Source organism: Pseudomonas sp. EA_65y_Pfl2_P74 (assembly GCF_963970575.1).
Taxonomy (GTDB): domain Bacteria; phylum Pseudomonadota; class Gammaproteobacteria; order Pseudomonadales; family Pseudomonadaceae; genus Aquipseudomonas; species Aquipseudomonas baetica_A.
Genome location: NZ_CAXAOQ010000012.1, coordinates 146,134 through 161,971, shown reverse-complemented (window position 1 = coordinate 161,971; position 15,838 = coordinate 146,134). Strand labels below are relative to the sequence as shown.

At 58.8% G+C, this 15,838-nt stretch carries 13 protein-coding genes; 8 read left to right on the top strand and 5 right to left on the bottom strand.

All coding sequences use genetic code 11. From position 1 onward, the window contains the following. Nucleotides 1–42: 42 nt before the first annotated feature. A complete protein-coding gene (gene ppsR / locus AACY18_RS12265; protein WP_339432480.1) occupies nucleotides 43–861 on the bottom strand; it encodes a posphoenolpyruvate synthetase regulatory kinase/phosphorylase PpsR in 819 nt (272 codons plus the stop codon). A 332-nt stretch (nucleotides 862–1,193) separates the two neighbouring features. Here ppsR and ppsA point away from each other — a divergent pair, with 332 nt between their 5' ends. The 8 genes from ppsA to AACY18_RS12225 all read left to right on the top strand — a co-directional run bounded on the left by ppsA (nucleotide 1,194) and on the right by AACY18_RS12225 (nucleotide 9,355). Continuing rightward, a complete protein-coding gene (gene ppsA, locus AACY18_RS12260) occupies nucleotides 1,194–3,569 on the top strand; it encodes a phosphoenolpyruvate synthase (protein ID WP_339432479.1) in 2,376 nt (791 codons plus the stop codon). 99 nt (nucleotides 3,570–3,668) lie between these two features. After that, entirely contained in the window at nucleotides 3,669–4,658 is a 990-nt protein-coding gene (locus AACY18_RS12255) for an alpha/beta fold hydrolase (protein ID WP_339432478.1), read from the top strand. A 226-nt stretch (nucleotides 4,659–4,884) separates the two neighbouring features. Beyond that, the gene (rraA, locus tag AACY18_RS12250) at nucleotides 4,885–5,376 is read left to right on the top strand and encodes a ribonuclease E activity regulator RraA (protein WP_339432477.1); all 492 of its coding nucleotides are present in this window, start codon (nucleotides 4,885–4,887) and stop codon (nucleotides 5,374–5,376) included. A gap of 21 nt (nucleotides 5,377–5,397) precedes the next feature. Then, nucleotides 5,398–6,393 carry a zinc transporter ZntB gene (locus tag AACY18_RS12245; RefSeq protein ID WP_339432476.1) on the top strand — a complete coding sequence of 332 codons (996 nt, stop codon included), beginning with the start codon at nucleotides 5,398–5,400 and terminating at the stop codon, nucleotides 6,391–6,393. 63 nt (nucleotides 6,394–6,456) lie between these two features. Continuing rightward, nucleotides 6,457–6,705, top strand: a complete 249-nt coding sequence (locus AACY18_RS12240; protein WP_008076827.1) for a hypothetical protein — start codon at nucleotides 6,457–6,459, stop codon at nucleotides 6,703–6,705. Nucleotides 6,706–6,707: 2 nt separating this feature from the next. Next, the gene (locus AACY18_RS12235; protein ID WP_221733929.1) at nucleotides 6,708–7,532 is read left to right on the top strand and encodes a mechanosensitive ion channel family protein; all 825 of its coding nucleotides are present in this window, start codon (nucleotides 6,708–6,710) and stop codon (nucleotides 7,530–7,532) included. 90 nt (nucleotides 7,533–7,622) lie between these two features. Continuing rightward, nucleotides 7,623–8,213, top strand: coding sequence for an RNA polymerase sigma factor SigX (sigX, locus tag AACY18_RS12230; protein WP_166222309.1), 591 nt, complete (start codon nucleotides 7,623–7,625; stop codon nucleotides 8,211–8,213). Nucleotides 8,214–8,320: 107 nt separating this feature from the next. Next, on the top strand, nucleotides 8,321–9,355 hold the full coding sequence (locus tag AACY18_RS12225; RefSeq protein WP_221733928.1) for an OmpA family protein: 1,035 nt from the start codon (nucleotides 8,321–8,323) through the stop codon (nucleotides 9,353–9,355). An 82-nt stretch (nucleotides 9,356–9,437) separates the two neighbouring features. On the opposite strand, the gene cobA is transcribed toward AACY18_RS12225, so the two are convergent. Genes cobA through nirB form a run of 4 tightly spaced genes read right to left on the bottom strand, consistent with a single transcriptional unit; the run spans nucleotide 9,438 to nucleotide 15,679 of the window. Then, nucleotides 9,438–10,184 (bottom strand): uroporphyrinogen-III C-methyltransferase, encoded by a 747-nt coding sequence (gene cobA, locus AACY18_RS12220; RefSeq protein WP_339464971.1) that lies wholly within the window; start codon nucleotides 10,182–10,184, stop codon nucleotides 9,438–9,440. Between the two features lie 10 nt (nucleotides 10,185–10,194). Next, complete coding sequence (locus tag AACY18_RS12215) at nucleotides 10,195–12,912, bottom strand: nitrate reductase (RefSeq protein ID WP_339464970.1); 2,718 nt, start codon at nucleotides 12,910–12,912, stop codon at nucleotides 10,195–10,197. Beyond that, the gene (nirD, locus tag AACY18_RS12210; protein ID WP_339432472.1) at nucleotides 12,912–13,229 is read right to left on the bottom strand and encodes a nitrite reductase small subunit NirD; all 318 of its coding nucleotides are present in this window, start codon (nucleotides 13,227–13,229) and stop codon (nucleotides 12,912–12,914) included. Before nirD ends, AACY18_RS12215 begins: the two co-directional genes overlap by 1 nt. Further along, complete coding sequence (gene nirB, locus AACY18_RS12205) at nucleotides 13,226–15,679, bottom strand: nitrite reductase large subunit NirB (protein WP_339464969.1); 2,454 nt, start codon at nucleotides 15,677–15,679, stop codon at nucleotides 13,226–13,228. Before nirB ends, nirD begins: the two co-directional genes overlap by 4 nt. Between the last annotated feature and the right edge of the window lie 159 nt (nucleotides 15,680–15,838).

Below are 15,838 nucleotides of genomic sequence, written 5' to 3'. Positions count from 1 at the left end.
CGCGAGCAAGCTCGCGAAGGTTTCAGATCAGGCACCGCGAATCTACTTGAACCGCCGCTCCACGCCTTTCTCGACCAGAATCTTCGCCGAAATTTCCTCCACCGAGAAATGCGTGGAGTTGATGTTCGGGATGTTTTCGCGGCGGAACAGGTTTTCCACTTCGCGCACTTCGAATTCGCACTGGGCATAGCTCGAATAGCGGCTGTTGGGCTTGCGCTCGTTACGGATCGCGGTGAGGCGATCCGGGTCGATGGTCAGGCCGAACAGCTTGTGCTGGTGCGCGCGCAGGGCGGCTGGCAAGGTCAGGCGCTCCATGTCGTCCTCGGTCAGTGGGTAGTTGGCGGCGCGGATGCCGAACTGCATCGCCATATACAGGCACGTCGGCGTCTTACCACAACGCGACACGCCCACTAGTATCAGATCGGCCTTGTCGTAATAGTGCGTGCGGGCGCCGTCATCGTTGTCGAGGGCGAAGTTCACCGCTTCGATGCGCTCCATGTAATTGGAGTTGTGCCCGATCGAATGCGACTTGCCGACGGTGTAGGAAGAATGCTCGGTCAATTCCTGCTCGAGAGGCGCCAGGAAGGTCGAGAAAATGTCGATCATGAAACCATTGGAGGTGGCGAGAATCTCACGAATGTCCTGATTGACGATGGTGTCGAAGATAATCGGGCGAAAGCCGTCGGTTTCAGCGGCTTTGTTGATTTGTTGTACCATGGCCCGCGCTTTTTCCACGCTGTCGATGTACGGGCGCGTGAATTTGCTGAAGCCTATGTTTTCGAACTGCGCCAAGAGGCTTTGACCCAGGGTTTCGGCGGTAATGCCGGTGCCATCGGAGATAAAGAAAGCAGATCGTTTCATTTGCACCTTGGGCCTTAAGTGAGTGTCCTGTGTTGCCTATGCATGCCGTCGTGGCGGCGCCTGTTGTCGCCATACTACGTTGCCGCTCCTCGCCATAGCCAGCTATGACTTGCCGCGGCGCCTTGTCTGGCAACAACAGTCACTCGCCACATCGGCATGCATAGGCAGTACAGGACACTTATGAGCATTTCTGGATATGATAGGCGCGATTTGCCGGCCGCCATTGGCCCGCATTCTCACTTATTTTCCAGGTCCAGGCCATACAGCCGGCCAACGCTCCCCCGAGCCGCCGGCTTCTGAGCTTTTCCAACACAGTTAGTGGAGAGATCACCTTGGTAGAGTACGTAGTTTCCCTCGATAAGCTCGGCAAACACGATGTTGAGCATGTGGGGGGCAAGAACGCATCCCTGGGCGAGATGATCAGCAACCTGGCAGGCGCCGGTGTGTCGGTCCCTGGCGGCTTTGCCACCACCGCTCAGGCCTATCGCGACTTCCTCGAACTGAGCGGCCTCAACGACCAGATCCACAAGGCCCTCGACGCACTCGACGTTGATGACGTCAATGCGCTGGCCAAGACCGGCGCCCAGATCCGTCAATGGATCATGGAAGCCGAGTTTCCTGAAAAACTGAATGCCGAGATCCGCACCGCGTTCGCCGCGCTGTCGGCCGGTAACCCTGACGTGGCCGTGGCCGTGCGTTCTTCGGCCACCGCCGAAGACTTGCCGGACGCCTCTTTTGCCGGTCAGCAGGAAACCTTTCTGAACATCCGTGGCGTGGAAAACGTCATCCGCGCTGCCAAAGAGGTGTTCGCTTCGCTGTTCAACGACCGTGCGATCTCCTACCGCGTGCACCAGGGCTTCGACCACAAGCTGGTTGCCCTGTCGGCCGGCGTGCAGCGCATGGTGCGTTCGGAAACCGGCACCGCCGGCGTGATGTTCACCCTCGATACCGAATCGGGCTTTCGTGACGTGGTGTTCATCACCGGCGCCTACGGCCTGGGTGAAACCGTCGTACAAGGCGCGGTGAACCCGGATGAGTTTTATGTCCACAAGGGCACGCTGGAAGCCGGTCGTCCGGCGATCCTGCGTCGCAACCTGGGCAGCAAAGCCATCAAGATGATTTACGGCGACGAGGCCAAGGCCGGTCGGTCGGTCAAAACCGTCGATGTCGACAAGGCTGACCGCGCGCGTTTCTGTCTGAGCGACGCCGAAGTCAGCGAACTGGCCAAGCAGGCGATGATCATCGAGAAGCACTACCAGTGCCCGATGGACATCGAATGGGCCAAGGACGGTGACGACGGCAAGCTGTACATCGTGCAGGCCCGTCCGGAAACCGTGAAAAGCCGCACTCAGGCCAACGTCATGGAACGTTACCTGCTCAAAGAAACCGGCACCGTGCTGGTCGAAGGTCGCGCCATCGGCCAGCGCATCGGCGCCGGCAAGGTTCGCATCATCAAGGACGTGTCCGAGATGGACAAAGTCCAGCCGGGCGACGTGCTGGTGTCCGACATGACCGACCCGGACTGGGAACCGGTGATGAAGCGCGCCAGCGCCATCGTCACCAACCGGGGCGGCCGTACCTGCCACGCGGCGATCATTGCCCGTGAACTGGGGATTCCGGCCGTCGTGGGCTGTGGTAACGCCACCCACCTGCTGAAGGACGGTCAGGGCGTGACCGTGTCCTGCGCCGAAGGCGACACCGGTTACATCTTCGAAGGCGAACTGGGCTTCGACATCAAGAAGAACTCCGTGGATGCCATGCCTGATCTGCCGTTCAAGATCATGATGAACGTCGGCAACCCGGACCGCGCCTTCGACTTCGCGCAACTGCCGAATGCCGGTGTGGGCCTGGCCCGCCTGGAATTCATCATCAACCGCATGATCGGCGTCCACCCCAAAGCACTGCTGAACTACGACGGCCTGCCGCCGGAAATCAAGGAAAGCGTCGACAAGCGCATCGCCGGTTACGACGATCCGGTCGGTTTCTACGTCGAAAAACTGGTTGAAGGCATCAGCACCCTCGCGGCTGCCTTCGCGCCGAAGAAAGTCATCGTGCGTCTGTCGGACTTCAAGTCCAACGAATACGCCAACCTGATCGGCGGCAAACTCTACGAGCCGGAAGAAGAAAACCCGATGCTGGGCTTCCGTGGCGCTTCGCGTTACATCAGCGAATCGTTCCGTGACTGCTTCGAACTCGAATGCCGGGCCCTCAAGCGGGTGCGCAACGAGATGGGCCTGACCAACGTCGAAATCATGGTGCCGTTCGTGCGCACCCTTGGCGAAGCCAGCCAGGTTGTGGATCTGCTCGCAGAGAACGGATTGAAGCGCGGCGAGAACGGTTTGCGCGTCATCATGATGTGCGAACTGCCGTCGAACGCGATTCTCGCGGAAGAATTCCTCGAATTCTTCGACGGTTTCTCGATCGGTTCCAACGACCTGACTCAACTGACCTTGGGTCTGGATCGCGACTCGGGCATCATCGCGCACCTGTTCGACGAACGTAATCCGGCGGTCAAGAAGCTGTTGGCCAACGCGATTGCCGCGTGCAACAAGGCCGGCAAGTACATCGGTATCTGCGGTCAGGGGCCTTCGGATCACCCGGATCTGGCCAAATGGCTGATGGAACAGGGCATCGAAAGCGTGTCGCTGAACCCGGACACCGTGCTGGAAACCTGGTTCTTCCTGGCGGAAGGCCAAGCGGCCCAATAAGTCGTTAATGAAGCCTCGACCTGCCTTTGCGGGTCGAGGCTTTGAGATTGAAGTAGGGCGGGCTCCTGTGGATGCCGCCCTTTTTTGTGCAAGAGCATTATGCAAAGCAGCAGCAACCTATTTCCTGTCGCCCTGATCAGCGCCGAGCGGCGCGGCGATCTGAGCGAAGATGTTTACCGATTGAAACCCGGCAACAGCCCGGACTGGTCTGTGGAAATCGCCGTCACCCGTTTGGGTATGGCCGATGAACCGGCCGTGCGCGGCGTGCCAGTGATTCTGTTGCATGGCAGTTTTTCCAATCGGCGCTTCTGGTTTTCCCCGAAAGGTCTGGGGCTGGGTGCGTACCTGGCACGGCTGGGTTTCGACGTGTGGATCCCGGAGATGCGCGGTCACGGTCTGTCGCAGCGCAACGAGGATTACCGGCGCAATCGCGTCGCTGACTACGCGCGATACGATCTGCCGGCAATTGCCGCGTTCGTGCGCGAGCAGAGCGGTCAGGTTCCGCATTGGCTCGGGCACTCGCTGGGCGGCATCACCCTGGCGGCGGCGCTGGGCGGCGAATACCTGGGTGAGCCGGCCGTGGCGTCCGCGGCATTTTTTGGCACGCAAGTCAGCCGAACCTACTGGCCCCTGAAAATCCCACCGGTGGAGTGGAGCAGTCGCTTCATTCTCAAGCGATTTGCCCAGCTATCGGGCTCGCGTCTTAAACGTGGGCCAGAAGACGAGCCGATCGGTCTGGCCATCGAAAGCATGCGCTGGTATGGCTTGTTCGGTCGTTTTGGTGACAAGGACAAGGATTGGTGGGCCGGTTTGGCAGATGTTCAAGTGCCCGTGCTGGCGGTCAGCGCAGCGGGGGACCATCAGGACCCGGCCTGGGCCTGTCGCAAACTGTTCGAGCAGATAGGCAGCGAGCAAAAACAGTTCGTCAATCTGGGGCGCGAGCAGGGCTTCAGCGAAAATTTCGGTCATGTCGAGATGTTGGTGAGCAAATCTGCGCAGACGCAAGTGTGGCCACTGGTTGCACGCTGGTTGAGCGATCAGCAAGCGCCCCTGCTGGGTGGGAAGCCGGATATGGCGGCTGCAGGCTGAGTCGCAGGCTCTGAAAAGGGCATTTCGTTCGGCATGGCTTGCGGCTAAGATATGACGCGTTGTGCGGTTCTGGTCATATTGGGTGGCTGTTTAGCTATTACGTTTCAGCGTTTGTTCAGGTTCGTTCAGCGACCATGGGATGAACTAAGGTAAACAGCGACCGCCGGAACTCGTTTCAAAAGAGTGCGTCATCCCTGATCGTCTTCCTTTTCACAGGAGTTTTTCGATGAACCATTACCTTACGCCTGACCTTTGCGACGCTTATCCGGAGCTGGTTCAGGTGCTGGAACCGATGTTCAGCAATTTCGGCGGCCGTGATTCGTTCGGCGGCGAAATCGTGACCATCAAATGCTTCGAAGACAACTCGCTGGTCAAGGAACAAGCCGAGCTCAACGGCCACGGCAAGGTGCTGGTGGTCGATGGCGGCGGTTCCCTGCGCCGTGCGCTGCTGGGCGACATGATCGCCGAGAAGGCCGCAAAGAATGGCTGGGAAGGGCTGGTGATCTACGGTTGCATCCGTGATGTCGACGTTATTGCCCAGACCGATCTCGGGGTTCAGGCCTTGGCCAGTCATCCGATGAAGACCGAAAAACGCGGCGTTGGCGACCTCAACGTTGCGGTGACTTTTGCCGGTGTGACGTTCCACCCGGGGCACTACATTTATGCGGACAACAACGGCGTGATCATCTCGCCGAGCCCGCTGAAGATGCCTGAATAAGCCTTCGACAAAGGGATGAGGATGTTCGAGGAAGAAAACGCGCAATGGGGGCTGGTGCATGCCCTGGTGCTGGACGGTAAAGGCGGTGCGCGTTCGATAGCCCGGACTGAACTCGACGATTTGCAACTGCAGGCCCATGAAAGCCTGTGGCTGCATTGGGATCGCAGTCATCCGCAAACCCAGACCTGGCTGCGCAAATCCAGTGGTCTCAATGAATTCACCTGCGACCTGCTGCTGGAAGAGAACACCCGACCTCGTTTGTTGCCGTTGCCGGATGCCGAGTTGTTGCTGTTTTTGCGCGGGGTCAATCTCAATCCGGGCGCGGAGCCGGAAGACATGGTGTCGGTGCGCATTTTTGCCAGCGCTCAGCGTGTGATCTCCCTGCGTTTGCGACCGTTGCGGGCTACCGATGAATTGCTCGCGCAACTGGCAGACGGCAAAGGCCCGAAAACCGCTTCTGAACTGATCCTTTATCTGGCGCAGTTCCTTACCAACAAGGTGCAGGATCTGGTCACTTGCCTCTCGGAAATCGCCGATGAGGAAGAAGAAAAAATGGATGCCGACGAACGGTATACACCCGATCATGGCGCCATTTTGCACATCCGTCGCAGGGCGGCTGGACTGAAGCGTTTTCTCGCGCCACAGCGGGATATCTTCGGCCAGATGACGCGGATAAAACTGCCCTGGTTCGTCGATGACGATGCCGACTACTGGAACGAATTGAACAACAGCCTGACGCGTTATCTCGAAGAGCTCGAATTGACCCGAGAGCGCGTGGGGCTTGTGCTGGAGGCTGAGGACCGGCGCCTGAGCGAGCGCATGAATCGCACGATGTACCGCTTCGGGATCATTACCGGGATCTTTTTACCGATGAGTTTTATTACCGGTCTGCTGGGTATAAACGTCGGTGGAATTCCGCTTTCCGGGAGTCCTTACGGCTTCCTGGTGGCTTGCCTGCTGATGGTCGCTGTGGCCCTTGGGCAGTGGTGGTTGTTCCGACGTTTGCGTTGGGTTTAGAGATGCCGCATGTGACCCGACCAAATTTGCCCGCGTCTTTCACAGACATCACGAGAGGTGCGTATGCACGATCCGTTTGAACAGTCTTTGCGTGACATGCTCAACGCTTCGCCGTCCAGCCGCGACGACGATGCGTGCCTGGGTCGCGTACTCAAAACCGCCAACCGCCAGGTCGGCGCCGGCGATCTGTTCAGCCTGCTGGGCCGCTGGCTGCCCGCGCTGATGATCGCCTTGAACAACGGATCGGCCCATGTTTCGCCGGTTTCCCGTCTTCGTAAACCTACCGCTCGCACTGCTGATAAGGCTGATTGAATATGGAACTTGATCTCTGGACTCAGAGCCTCGTCACTGCAATGACTGCGTTGTGGACCAAAGTCGCCAACTTCATCCCGAACCTGTTTGGCGCACTGGTCGTGCTGCTGCTGGGTTTCGTCGTGGCGAAGCTGCTCGATACCTTGCTGTCCAAGCTGCTTGCCAAACTGGGTCTCGACCGCCTGATGGGCGGCACCGGTTTGACCAAGTTGATGTCGCGTGCCGGGTTGCAGGTACCGATTTCGACCCTGATTGGCAAAATCGTCTACTGGTTCGTTCTGCTCATTTTCCTGGTTTCTGCAGCAGAATCCCTCGGGCTTGAGCGAGTTTCGGCTACGCTCGACATCCTGGCGCTGTATTTGCCGAAAGTATTCGGCGCCGCGCTGGTGTTGCTGGTAGGTGTTCTGCTCGCACAACTGGCCAACGGGCTGGTGCGTGGTGCAGCAGAAGGCGTAGGTCTGGACTACGCTTCGGGATTGGGTCGAATTGCACAGGGACTGGTGATCATCATCAGCATCTCGGTTGCGATCAGTCAGCTTGAGGTCAAGACCGACCTTCTGAACCATGTGATCGTCATTGTTCTGATTACCGTTGGTCTGGCCGTTGCGCTGGCCATGGGCTTGGGAAGCCGGGAAATCGCCGGTCAGATTCTTGCGGGAATCTATGTGCGTGAGTTGTATCAGGTTGGGCAACAAGTGCGTGTTGGCGAGGTCGAAGGCCAGATCGAAGAGATCGGCACGGTTAAAACCACACTGCTGACCGATGAGGGTGAGCTAGTCTCTCTTTCCAATCGGATCCTGCTGGAACAGCATGTGAGTAGCCGCTAATCCGGCAAACCCTGCTAATGTATGCCGCCGCAAAATGCCAGCTGATGCTGGTTGCGGCGGACATTGACCTGACTGTCGGCACGACTTGTTTTGAATAAAGCCCATACGCTATCCACGCGCTACGACCCCCGCGAACTCTCTGATGAGGAGTTGGTCGCGCGCTCGCATACCGAGCTTTTTCACGTAACGCGCGCTTATGAAGAACTGATGCGGCGTTACCAGCGAACATTATTTAACGTCTGCGCGAGATATCTCGGGAACGATCGCGACGCGGACGATGTCTGTCAGGAAGTGATGCTGAAGGTTTTGTATGGTTTGAAGAACTTTGAGGGGAAATCGAAGTTCAAAACCTGGCTGTACAGCATCACTTACAACGAATGTATTACGCAGTATCGAAAGGAACGGCGAAAGCGTCGCTTGATGGACGCATTGAGTCTTGACCCGCTGGAAGAAGCGTCTGAGGAAAAGGCGCCGAAACCGGAAGAGAAGGGTGGACTCGATCGCTGGTTGGTGTATGTGAACCCGATTGACCGTGAAATTCTGGTGCTACGTTTTGTCGCAGAGCTGGAGTTTCAGGAGATCGCAGACATCATGCACATGGGTTTGAGTGCTACAAAAATGCGGTACAAGCGTGCTCTAGATAAATTACGTGAGAAATTTGCAGGCATTGCTGAAACTTAGTTCAGCGCAAATATCTCTTACGTGTAGGCAAGTTCTGATAGAATTGCCGCCGAGTTGTCCCCCGGTTTGCGGGACTGCTTCACAATCACCAGATGGGGATTTAACGGATGAAACTGAAAAACACCTTGGGCTTGGCCATTGGTTCTTTGATTGCCGCCACTTCGTTCGGCGCTCTGGCACAAGGCCAAGGCGCAGTTGAAATCGAAGGCTTCGCAAAGAAAGAACAATTCGACAGCGCTCGTAACTTCAAGAACAACGGCAACCTGTTCGGCGGTTCGATCGGTTACTTCCTGACCGACGACGTTGAACTGCGTCTGGGCTACGACGAAGTGCACAACGTGCGTTCCGACGATGGCCGTAACATCAAGGGCGCCAACACCGCTCTGGATGCTCTGTACCACTTCAACAACCCAGGCGACATGCTGCGTCCATACGTATCGGCTGGTTTCTCCGATCAGAGCATCGGTCAGAACGGTTCCGGCGGTCGTAACCGCTCCACCTTCGCCAACGTTGGCGGCGGTGCCAAGCTGTACTTCACCGACAACTTCTACGCTCGTGCTGGCGTTGAAGCTCAGTACAACATCGACCAGGGCGACACCGAGTGGGCTCCTAGCGTCGGTATCGGTGTGAACTTCGGTGGCGGCTCCAAGCCTGCTGCTGCTCCAGTTCCAGCACCGGCTGAAGTCTGCTCCGACAGCGACAACGACGGCGTTTGCGACAACGTTGACAAGTGCCCGGACACCCCAGCCAACGTAACTGTTGACGCTGACGGCTGCCCAGCAGTTGCAGAAGTTGTTCGTGTTGAGCTGGACGTCAAGTTCGACTTCGACAAGTCGGTTGTGAAGCCAAACAGCTACGGCGACATCAAAAACCTGGCTGACTTCATGAAGCAGTACCCATCCACCACCACTACTGTTGAAGGTCACACTGACTCCGTCGGTCCTGACGCTTACAACCAGAAACTGTCCGAGCGTCGTGCAAACGCCGTTAAGCAAGTTCTGACCAACCAGTACGGTGTTGAATCGTCCCGCGTTCAGTCTGTTGGCTACGGCGAATCCCGCCCAGTTGCTGACAACAAAACTGAAGCTGGCCGCGCTGTAAACCGTCGCGTAGAAGCGCAGGTTGAAGCTCAAGCTAAGTAATTAGCTGCCGCTCTGAGAAAAGCCCGGCTTATGCCGGGCTTTTCTTTGCCTGTGATTTGGCCTTACGAGACGCACGCGGCCCCTAGGCAGAGCTGCCACAGGCTGCGATCTTTTGATCTTCAACAACAGCCGCCACTGCACCGATCACCAGAATGGCAGGGCTCTTGAGTTCAAACCTGCAAGCATCGTCACTCATTGACGTCAGATTGCTCCGGCATTCGCGCTGCTCCGGCAACGACGCATTTTCGATCATTGCCACCGGCGTATCCGCCGCCATCCCGCCTGCCAACAGTTGATCGCGGATCTCGACTAGCTTGGCCACCCCCATGTAGATCACCAGGGTTGTGCCGCCCTGCGCCAGCGCCTGCCAGTTCAATTGGCTGTCGTCCTGAGTGTGTGCGGTCACCAGCGTCACACCGCGAGCGACACCCCGCAATGTGAGAGGAATATCACACTGCGTCGCTCCGGCCAGCCCGGCAGTGATGCCGTTGACCCACTCGACTTCGACGCCACGCTCGCGCAACCACAGCGCTTCTTCGCCCCCACGCCCGAAAATGCACGGATCACCGCCCTTGAGCCGCACGACGCATTTACCGTGGCGGGCATAGCGCAGCATCAACCGATGGATGAACGCCTGCGGTGTCGAGCGGCACCCACCGCGTTTTCCCACCGCAATAATCCGCGCGGTGGGGCAGTGTTCCAGCACTGCGTCGTTGACCAGATCATCGATCAGCACCACATCGGCTTCGCGCAAGGCGCGTACCGCTTTGAGGGTCAGCAGTTCCGGGTCGCCGGGGCCCGCGCCCACCAGCCAGACTTTTGCATTCATGGTGTTTTCCTCATCCGATGGTCGCGACTGGCTGCACATCGGCGGCCAGCAAGCGTTTTATTTCCGCAACGCAGGAGCCGCATTGCGTGCCGCAGCCCAGTTGGTTTTTCAGCCCTTGCAGATCCAGACCCTGACGAATGCCGGCGCAGACTGCGTTGAGGCTGACGTTTTCGCAGTTGCACAAGGTTTTATCCGGGGCGATTTGCGCTTCGGCGCTACCGGGTGGTGCGCTCATTGGCGCCAGTAGCCAGCGACGCAGTTGTTCGTCCGCGCGGCCTTCCAGCCATAGGCCCTGCAGCCAATGCTGCGCGAGGGTCTCACCGGCCAGCCGAATCGCAGTGATTCGGCCGTTTTCGATTCGCACGCGTTTGCCGATGGCGCGACGTGGGTCGTCGTAGGCCAGTACGGGCCCGTCGATAAGCGACAGGCATTGGTCAATCTCACGCAGTAATTGCGGATCTGGCGCCTCGCTGCTGGCGGCGCGTATCAGCAATGCCGATCGTTCACGTCCGACAAGGCTGAGACTTACGTAGGAAAATGCCTCGCAGAGTGGTCTTAGGGTCTCGAAATGCCGTTGTACATCGCCCTCAATGAGGGCGAATAGCCGCCATGGCAAGTTCACCGATTCCACGCGCACTCCGCTGTGTTTGAGTTCCGGCTGCCTGGACAGGGGGTCGAAGGCGCTCAGTGTCAGCGTGTTCACGCCACCCTTGAGAAAGCGATCGCCCCAATGCATCGGCAAAAATGCCTGACCTGGACGCACACTGTCATCGCTGCTTAGCGCGACGATCACAGCCCCTCGACGACTCTTCAGGTTGATCAGATCCCCGGGCTGCAAGCGATGCCGGCGCAACTCGTCGGGATGCAGACTCAATACCGCTTCGCTGACATGGCCGAACAATTGCGCCGCGGTGCCGGTGCGGCTCATGCCGTGCCATTGATCGCGCAGGCGACCGGTGATCAGCGTCAGTGGAAAACGTGCATCGCGCGGTTCCTTGGCGGCGCGATAGGGGTCGGCAATGAACTGCGCACGCCCGTTTGCCGTAGGAAAAATACCGTCGCCGTACAAGCGTGGGGTGCCTTGCCTGGCTCCGGAGGGGAAGGGCCACTGCTGGGGGCCTATCTCGTCGATCAAGGCATGGCTGATCCCCGACAAATCCAGGTCACGCCCGCGCGTCAGCAGTTTGTATTCATCGAACAACTGCGCGGGTTGATCGAAGGCAAACAGACTTGGCTGATCAAGACGCAGACGTTTCTCCAGACGCTGTGCGAAGTCCACCGTGATCGCCCAGTCTGGACGCGCTTCGCCCGGTGCGACTACCGCTTGGCGAACGTGGGAAATTCGCCGCTCGGAATTGGTGACCGACCCTTCCTTTTCGCCCCAACTGGCGGCGGGCAACAGCAAGTCAGCAAACGCAGCGGTTTCGGTGGTGCGAAAGGCTTCCTGCAACACCACGAACGGACAGGCTTGCAGTGCTGCACGCACGGCACTTTGATCCGGCATCGATTGCGCAGGGTTGGTGCAGGCAATCCACAACGCCTTGATCTTGCCGCTGCGTACTTGCTCGAACAGTTCGATGGCGCTCAGTCCAGCGGTTTCGGGCAACCGTTCCACCCCCCAATAAGCCGCTACCTCGGCGCGATGCTCCGGATTGCCCGCGTCACGATGGCCGGGCAATAGGTTGGACAGACTGCCGGTTTCCCGCCCACCCATGGCATTCGGCTGACCGGTAAGGGAGAAAGGTCCTGCGCCGGGACGGCCGATTTGTCCGGTAGCCAGATGCAGATTAATCAGTGCACTGTTCTTGGCGCTGCCGGCGGTGGACTGGTTCAAACCCATGCACCACAACGACAGGAAGCTCGGCGAAGTGCCCACCCATTCAGCACATTGCTGCAACTGCTCGACACTGATCCCGCACAACTGCGACACCATCGGCGGGGTGTAATCGCGCACCAGGCTTTTCAGCGCCGTCAGGCCCTCGGTGTGGGCGTTGATGAAGTCACGGTCGATCCAGTCTTCCCACAACAACAGATGCAAAATCCCATGGAACAAAGCGACATCGGTGCCGGGCAAAATTGCCAGATGCAGATCTGCCAGATCGCAGGTATCGGTGCGGCGAGGATCAATCACGATGACTTTCATCGATGGGCGGCGGGATTTGGCTTCTTCCAGTCGCCGGAAAAGTACCGGATGGGCGTAGGCCATGTTACTGCCGACGATCATCACGCAATCGCTGAGTTCCAGATCCTCGTAGCTGCACGGCGGTGCATCGGCACCGAGACTGCGTTTGTAGCCGACCACTGCTGACGACATGCACAGCCGAGAATTGCTGTCGATGTTGTTGGTGCCGACCAGCGCCCGCGCCAGTTTGTTGAAGGCGTAATAATCCTCGGTCAGCAGTTGCCCGGAAATATAGAACGCCACGCTGTCCGGGCCATGCTCGGTGATGGTATCGGCGAACACGTTGGCGGCGTGTTCCAGCGCCGTATCCCAATCAGTGCGGCTGCGGGCCAAACCTTTGGCCAGGCGCAGTTCCGGGTACAGCGCTCGGGCTGCGAGGTCGCCGGTCAGGTGCAAGGTCGAGCCTTTGCTGCACAGTTTGCCGAAGTTGGCTGGGTGCGCCGGATCGCCGCTGACGCCGAGAATGCGCTTGCCGTCATGCTCGATCAGCACGCCGCAGCCGACTCCGCAATAACAGCAGGTCGAGGCGCTCGTCTGGCGATTCATCAGACGGCGTCCCGCAGGGCCAGTTGCACGCGACCATTTTCGATCCGCGCCGGGTGATGGTGGGCGCAGCCGACGTCCGGGGCTTGTGCCTCGCCCGTTTGCAAGTCGATTTGCCAGTTGTGCAGCGGGCAGGCCACGCGTTTGCCGTAGATCAAACCCTGGGACAACGGCCCGCCCTTGTGCGGGCAGCGGTCGTCGAGGGCGAAAACCTCATCGTCACTTGTACGAAAAATCGCAATGTCGCCTTTAGGCCCGGTAATGATCCGTGAACCGAGGGCGTTGATCTCATCGAGGGCGCAGATATCGAGCCAGTTCATGCCGGCACCTCCAGGTTTTTCACGGGGATCACATCGAATTCTTTTTTCAGTTGCGGCTGCGCCAGGCGCTCTTTCCACGGGTCCTGTTCGAATGACAGGGAGAATTGCAGGCGTTCGTTCAGCGCTTTGCGACGCTCGGGATCTTCCAGCACGGCTTTCTTGATGTGCTCCATGCCGACCCGTTGCAGGTAGTGCACGGTGCGTTCCAGATAGAACGCTTCTTCGCGATAGAGCTGCAGGAATGCGCCGTTGTATTCGCGGACTTCTTCAGCGGTTTTGAGCTTGACGAAGAACTCGGCGACTTCGGTTTTGATCCCGCCGTTGCCACCGATGTACATCTCCCAGCCGGAATCGACGCCGATGATTCCTACGTCCTTGATCCCCGCTTCCGAGCAGTTGCGTGGGCATCCGGAGACGGCCAGTTTCACTTTGTGCGGTGACCACATGTTGAACAGGTCGTGTTCCAGCTCGATGCCCAGTTGTGTCGAATTTTGCGTGCCGAACCGACAGAACTCGCTACCGACGCAAGTTTTTACCGTGCGGATGGATTTGCCGTAGGCGTGGCCGGACGGCATGTCGAGGTCTTTCCAGACGCCCGGCAGATCCTGCTTTTTGATGCCCAGCAAGTCGATGCGCTGGCCGCCGGTCACTTTGACCATCGGCACGTTGTACTTGTCGGCGACATCGGCAATTCGTCGCAACTCCGACGGGTTGGTCACGCCGCCCCACATCCGTGGCACCACCGAATAGGTGCCGTCCTTCTGAATGTTGGCGTGGGCGCGTTCGTTGATCAGGCGCGATTGCGGGTCGTCCTTGGCTTCGCCGGGCCAGGTGGAAATCAGGTAATAGTTCAGCGCCGGACGGCAGGTGGCGCAGCCATTCGGGGTGCGCCAGTTGAGGTAGCTCATGGTGCCGGCGATGGTCAGCAGATGTTGTTCGCGGATCGCCTGACGAATCTGCCCGTGGTTGAGGTCGCTGCAACCGCAGATGGCTTTTTCGCTTTTCGGTTTGACGTCGGCCGCGCCGCCGACGGTGTTGATCAGGATCTGCTCGACCAGCCCGGCGCAGGAGCCGCAGGAACTCGCGGCTTTGGTGTGTTTCTTGACTTCATCGACGCTGAACAGGCCGTGTTCCTGAATCGCCTTGACGATGGTGCCCTTGCATACGCCGTTGCAGCCGCAGACTTCGGCGGTGTCGGCCATGGACATGGCTTTGTCCTGGCCCTGATGTCCTACATCGCCCAAGGCGTTTTCACCGAACATCAGGTGATCGCGGATCTCGCCGATGGCGTGATTCTCACGAATCTGCCGGAAATACCAACCGCCATCTGCCGTATCGCCGTACAGACAGGCGCCGACCAGCACGTCATCCTTGATCACCAGTTTCTTGTACACCCCGCCGATCGGGTCGGAGAGGGTGATGGTTTCGGTGCCTTCGCCGCCCATGAAGTCGCCGGCGGAAAACAGGTCGATGCCGGTGACTTTGAGTTTGGTCGACGTCACTGACCCTTGATAGCGCGCGAAGCCCAGTTGCGCGAGGTGGTTGGCGCAAACCTTGGCTTGCTCGAAAAGCGGCGCGACCAGGCCATAAGCAATGCCGCGATGGCTGGCGCACTCGCCGATGGCGTAGATGCGCGGGTCATAGGTTTGCAGGGTGTCGTTGACCAGGATTCCGCGGTTGCATGGGATGCCGGCCTTTTCCGCCAGTTCTGTATTGGGGCGGATGCCGGCGGCCATGACCACCAGATCGGCGGGGATGATGTCGCCGTTCTTGAACTGCACCGAGCCGACGCGGCCATTGCCGGCGTCGTGCAGGGCCTGGGTCTGTTCGCACAGGCGGAAATGCAGGCCACGGGATTCGAGGGCGGTTTGCAGCAGTTGGCCGCTGGTTTTGTCCAGTTGCCGCTCCAGCAGCCATTCGCCGATGTGCACCACGGTGACGTGCATGCCACGCAGCATCAGGCCGTTGGCGGCTTCGAGGCCCAGCAGGCCACCGCCGATGACGACAGCGTGTTTGTGGGTTTTCGCGGTGTCGATCATCGCCTGGGTGTCGGCGATGTCACGGTAACCGATCACACCCTGCAAGTTGTTGCCGGGAATCGGCAGGATGAACGGCGTCGAGCCGGTGGCAATCAGCAGGCGATCGTATTCGGCTTCGGTGCCGTCCTCGGCGATCACCCGGCGTTTGACCCGGTCGATCTCCACCACTTTGCGGTTGAGCAATAACTTGATGTTGTTTTCCAGGTACCAGTCGAGGTCGTTGAGCACGATCTCTTCGAACGTTTGCTCGCCGGCCAGCACCGGGGACAGCAGGATGCGGTTGTAGTTGGTGTGCGGCTCGGCGCCGAAGACCGTGATGTCGTACAGCTCGTTGCTCAGTTTGAGCAGTTCTTCCAGGGTGCGGACGCCGGCCATGCCATTGCCGATCATCACCAGTTTGAGTTTTTTCATCAGGTTCTCCGGGGAGCTTCGGCTGGCCTCTTGTGGGCAGTCAGGCGTTGCTCGACAAATTTTGCGCAAACAAAAAAAGGCGTCCCGCTAGTTGCCTAGCGAGGACGCCTTTGTCCTGGTCCCGTTCTCTCGGGAAGCCGGGCCTTCGTCGTTGAAGGT

Bases quoted from the DNA above. Each gene is read 5' to 3' on its own strand.
- AACY18_RS12255 (WP_339432478.1), top strand. From the start codon at position 3,669: ATGCAAAGCAGCAGCAACCTATTTCCTGTCGCCCTGATCAGCGCCGAG.
- ppsR (WP_339432480.1), bottom strand. From the start codon at position 861: ATGAAACGATCTGCTTTCTTTATCTCCGATGGCACCGGCATTACCGCC.
- cobA (WP_339464971.1), bottom strand. From the start codon at position 10,184: ATGAATGCAAAAGTCTGGCTGGTGGGCGCGGGCCCCGGCGACCCGGAA.
- AACY18_RS12245 (WP_339432476.1), top strand. From the start codon at position 5,398: ATGTTCGAGGAAGAAAACGCGCAATGGGGGCTGGTGCATGCCCTGGTG.
- nirB (WP_339464969.1), bottom strand. From the start codon at position 15,679: ATGAAAAAACTCAAACTGGTGATGATCGGCAATGGCATGGCCGGCGTC.
- AACY18_RS12240 (WP_008076827.1), top strand. From the start codon at position 6,457: ATGCACGATCCGTTTGAACAGTCTTTGCGTGACATGCTCAACGCTTCG.
- AACY18_RS12215 (WP_339464970.1), bottom strand. From the start codon at position 12,912: ATGAATCGCCAGACGAGCGCCTCGACCTGCTGTTATTGCGGAGTCGGC.
- rraA (WP_339432477.1), top strand. From the start codon at position 4,885: ATGAACCATTACCTTACGCCTGACCTTTGCGACGCTTATCCGGAGCTG.
- AACY18_RS12235 (WP_221733929.1), top strand. From the start codon at position 6,708: ATGGAACTTGATCTCTGGACTCAGAGCCTCGTCACTGCAATGACTGCG.
- AACY18_RS12225 (WP_221733928.1), top strand. From the start codon at position 8,321: ATGAAACTGAAAAACACCTTGGGCTTGGCCATTGGTTCTTTGATTGCC.
- nirD (WP_339432472.1), bottom strand. From the start codon at position 13,229: ATGAACTGGCTCGATATCTGCGCCCTCGATGAGATCAACGCCCTCGGT.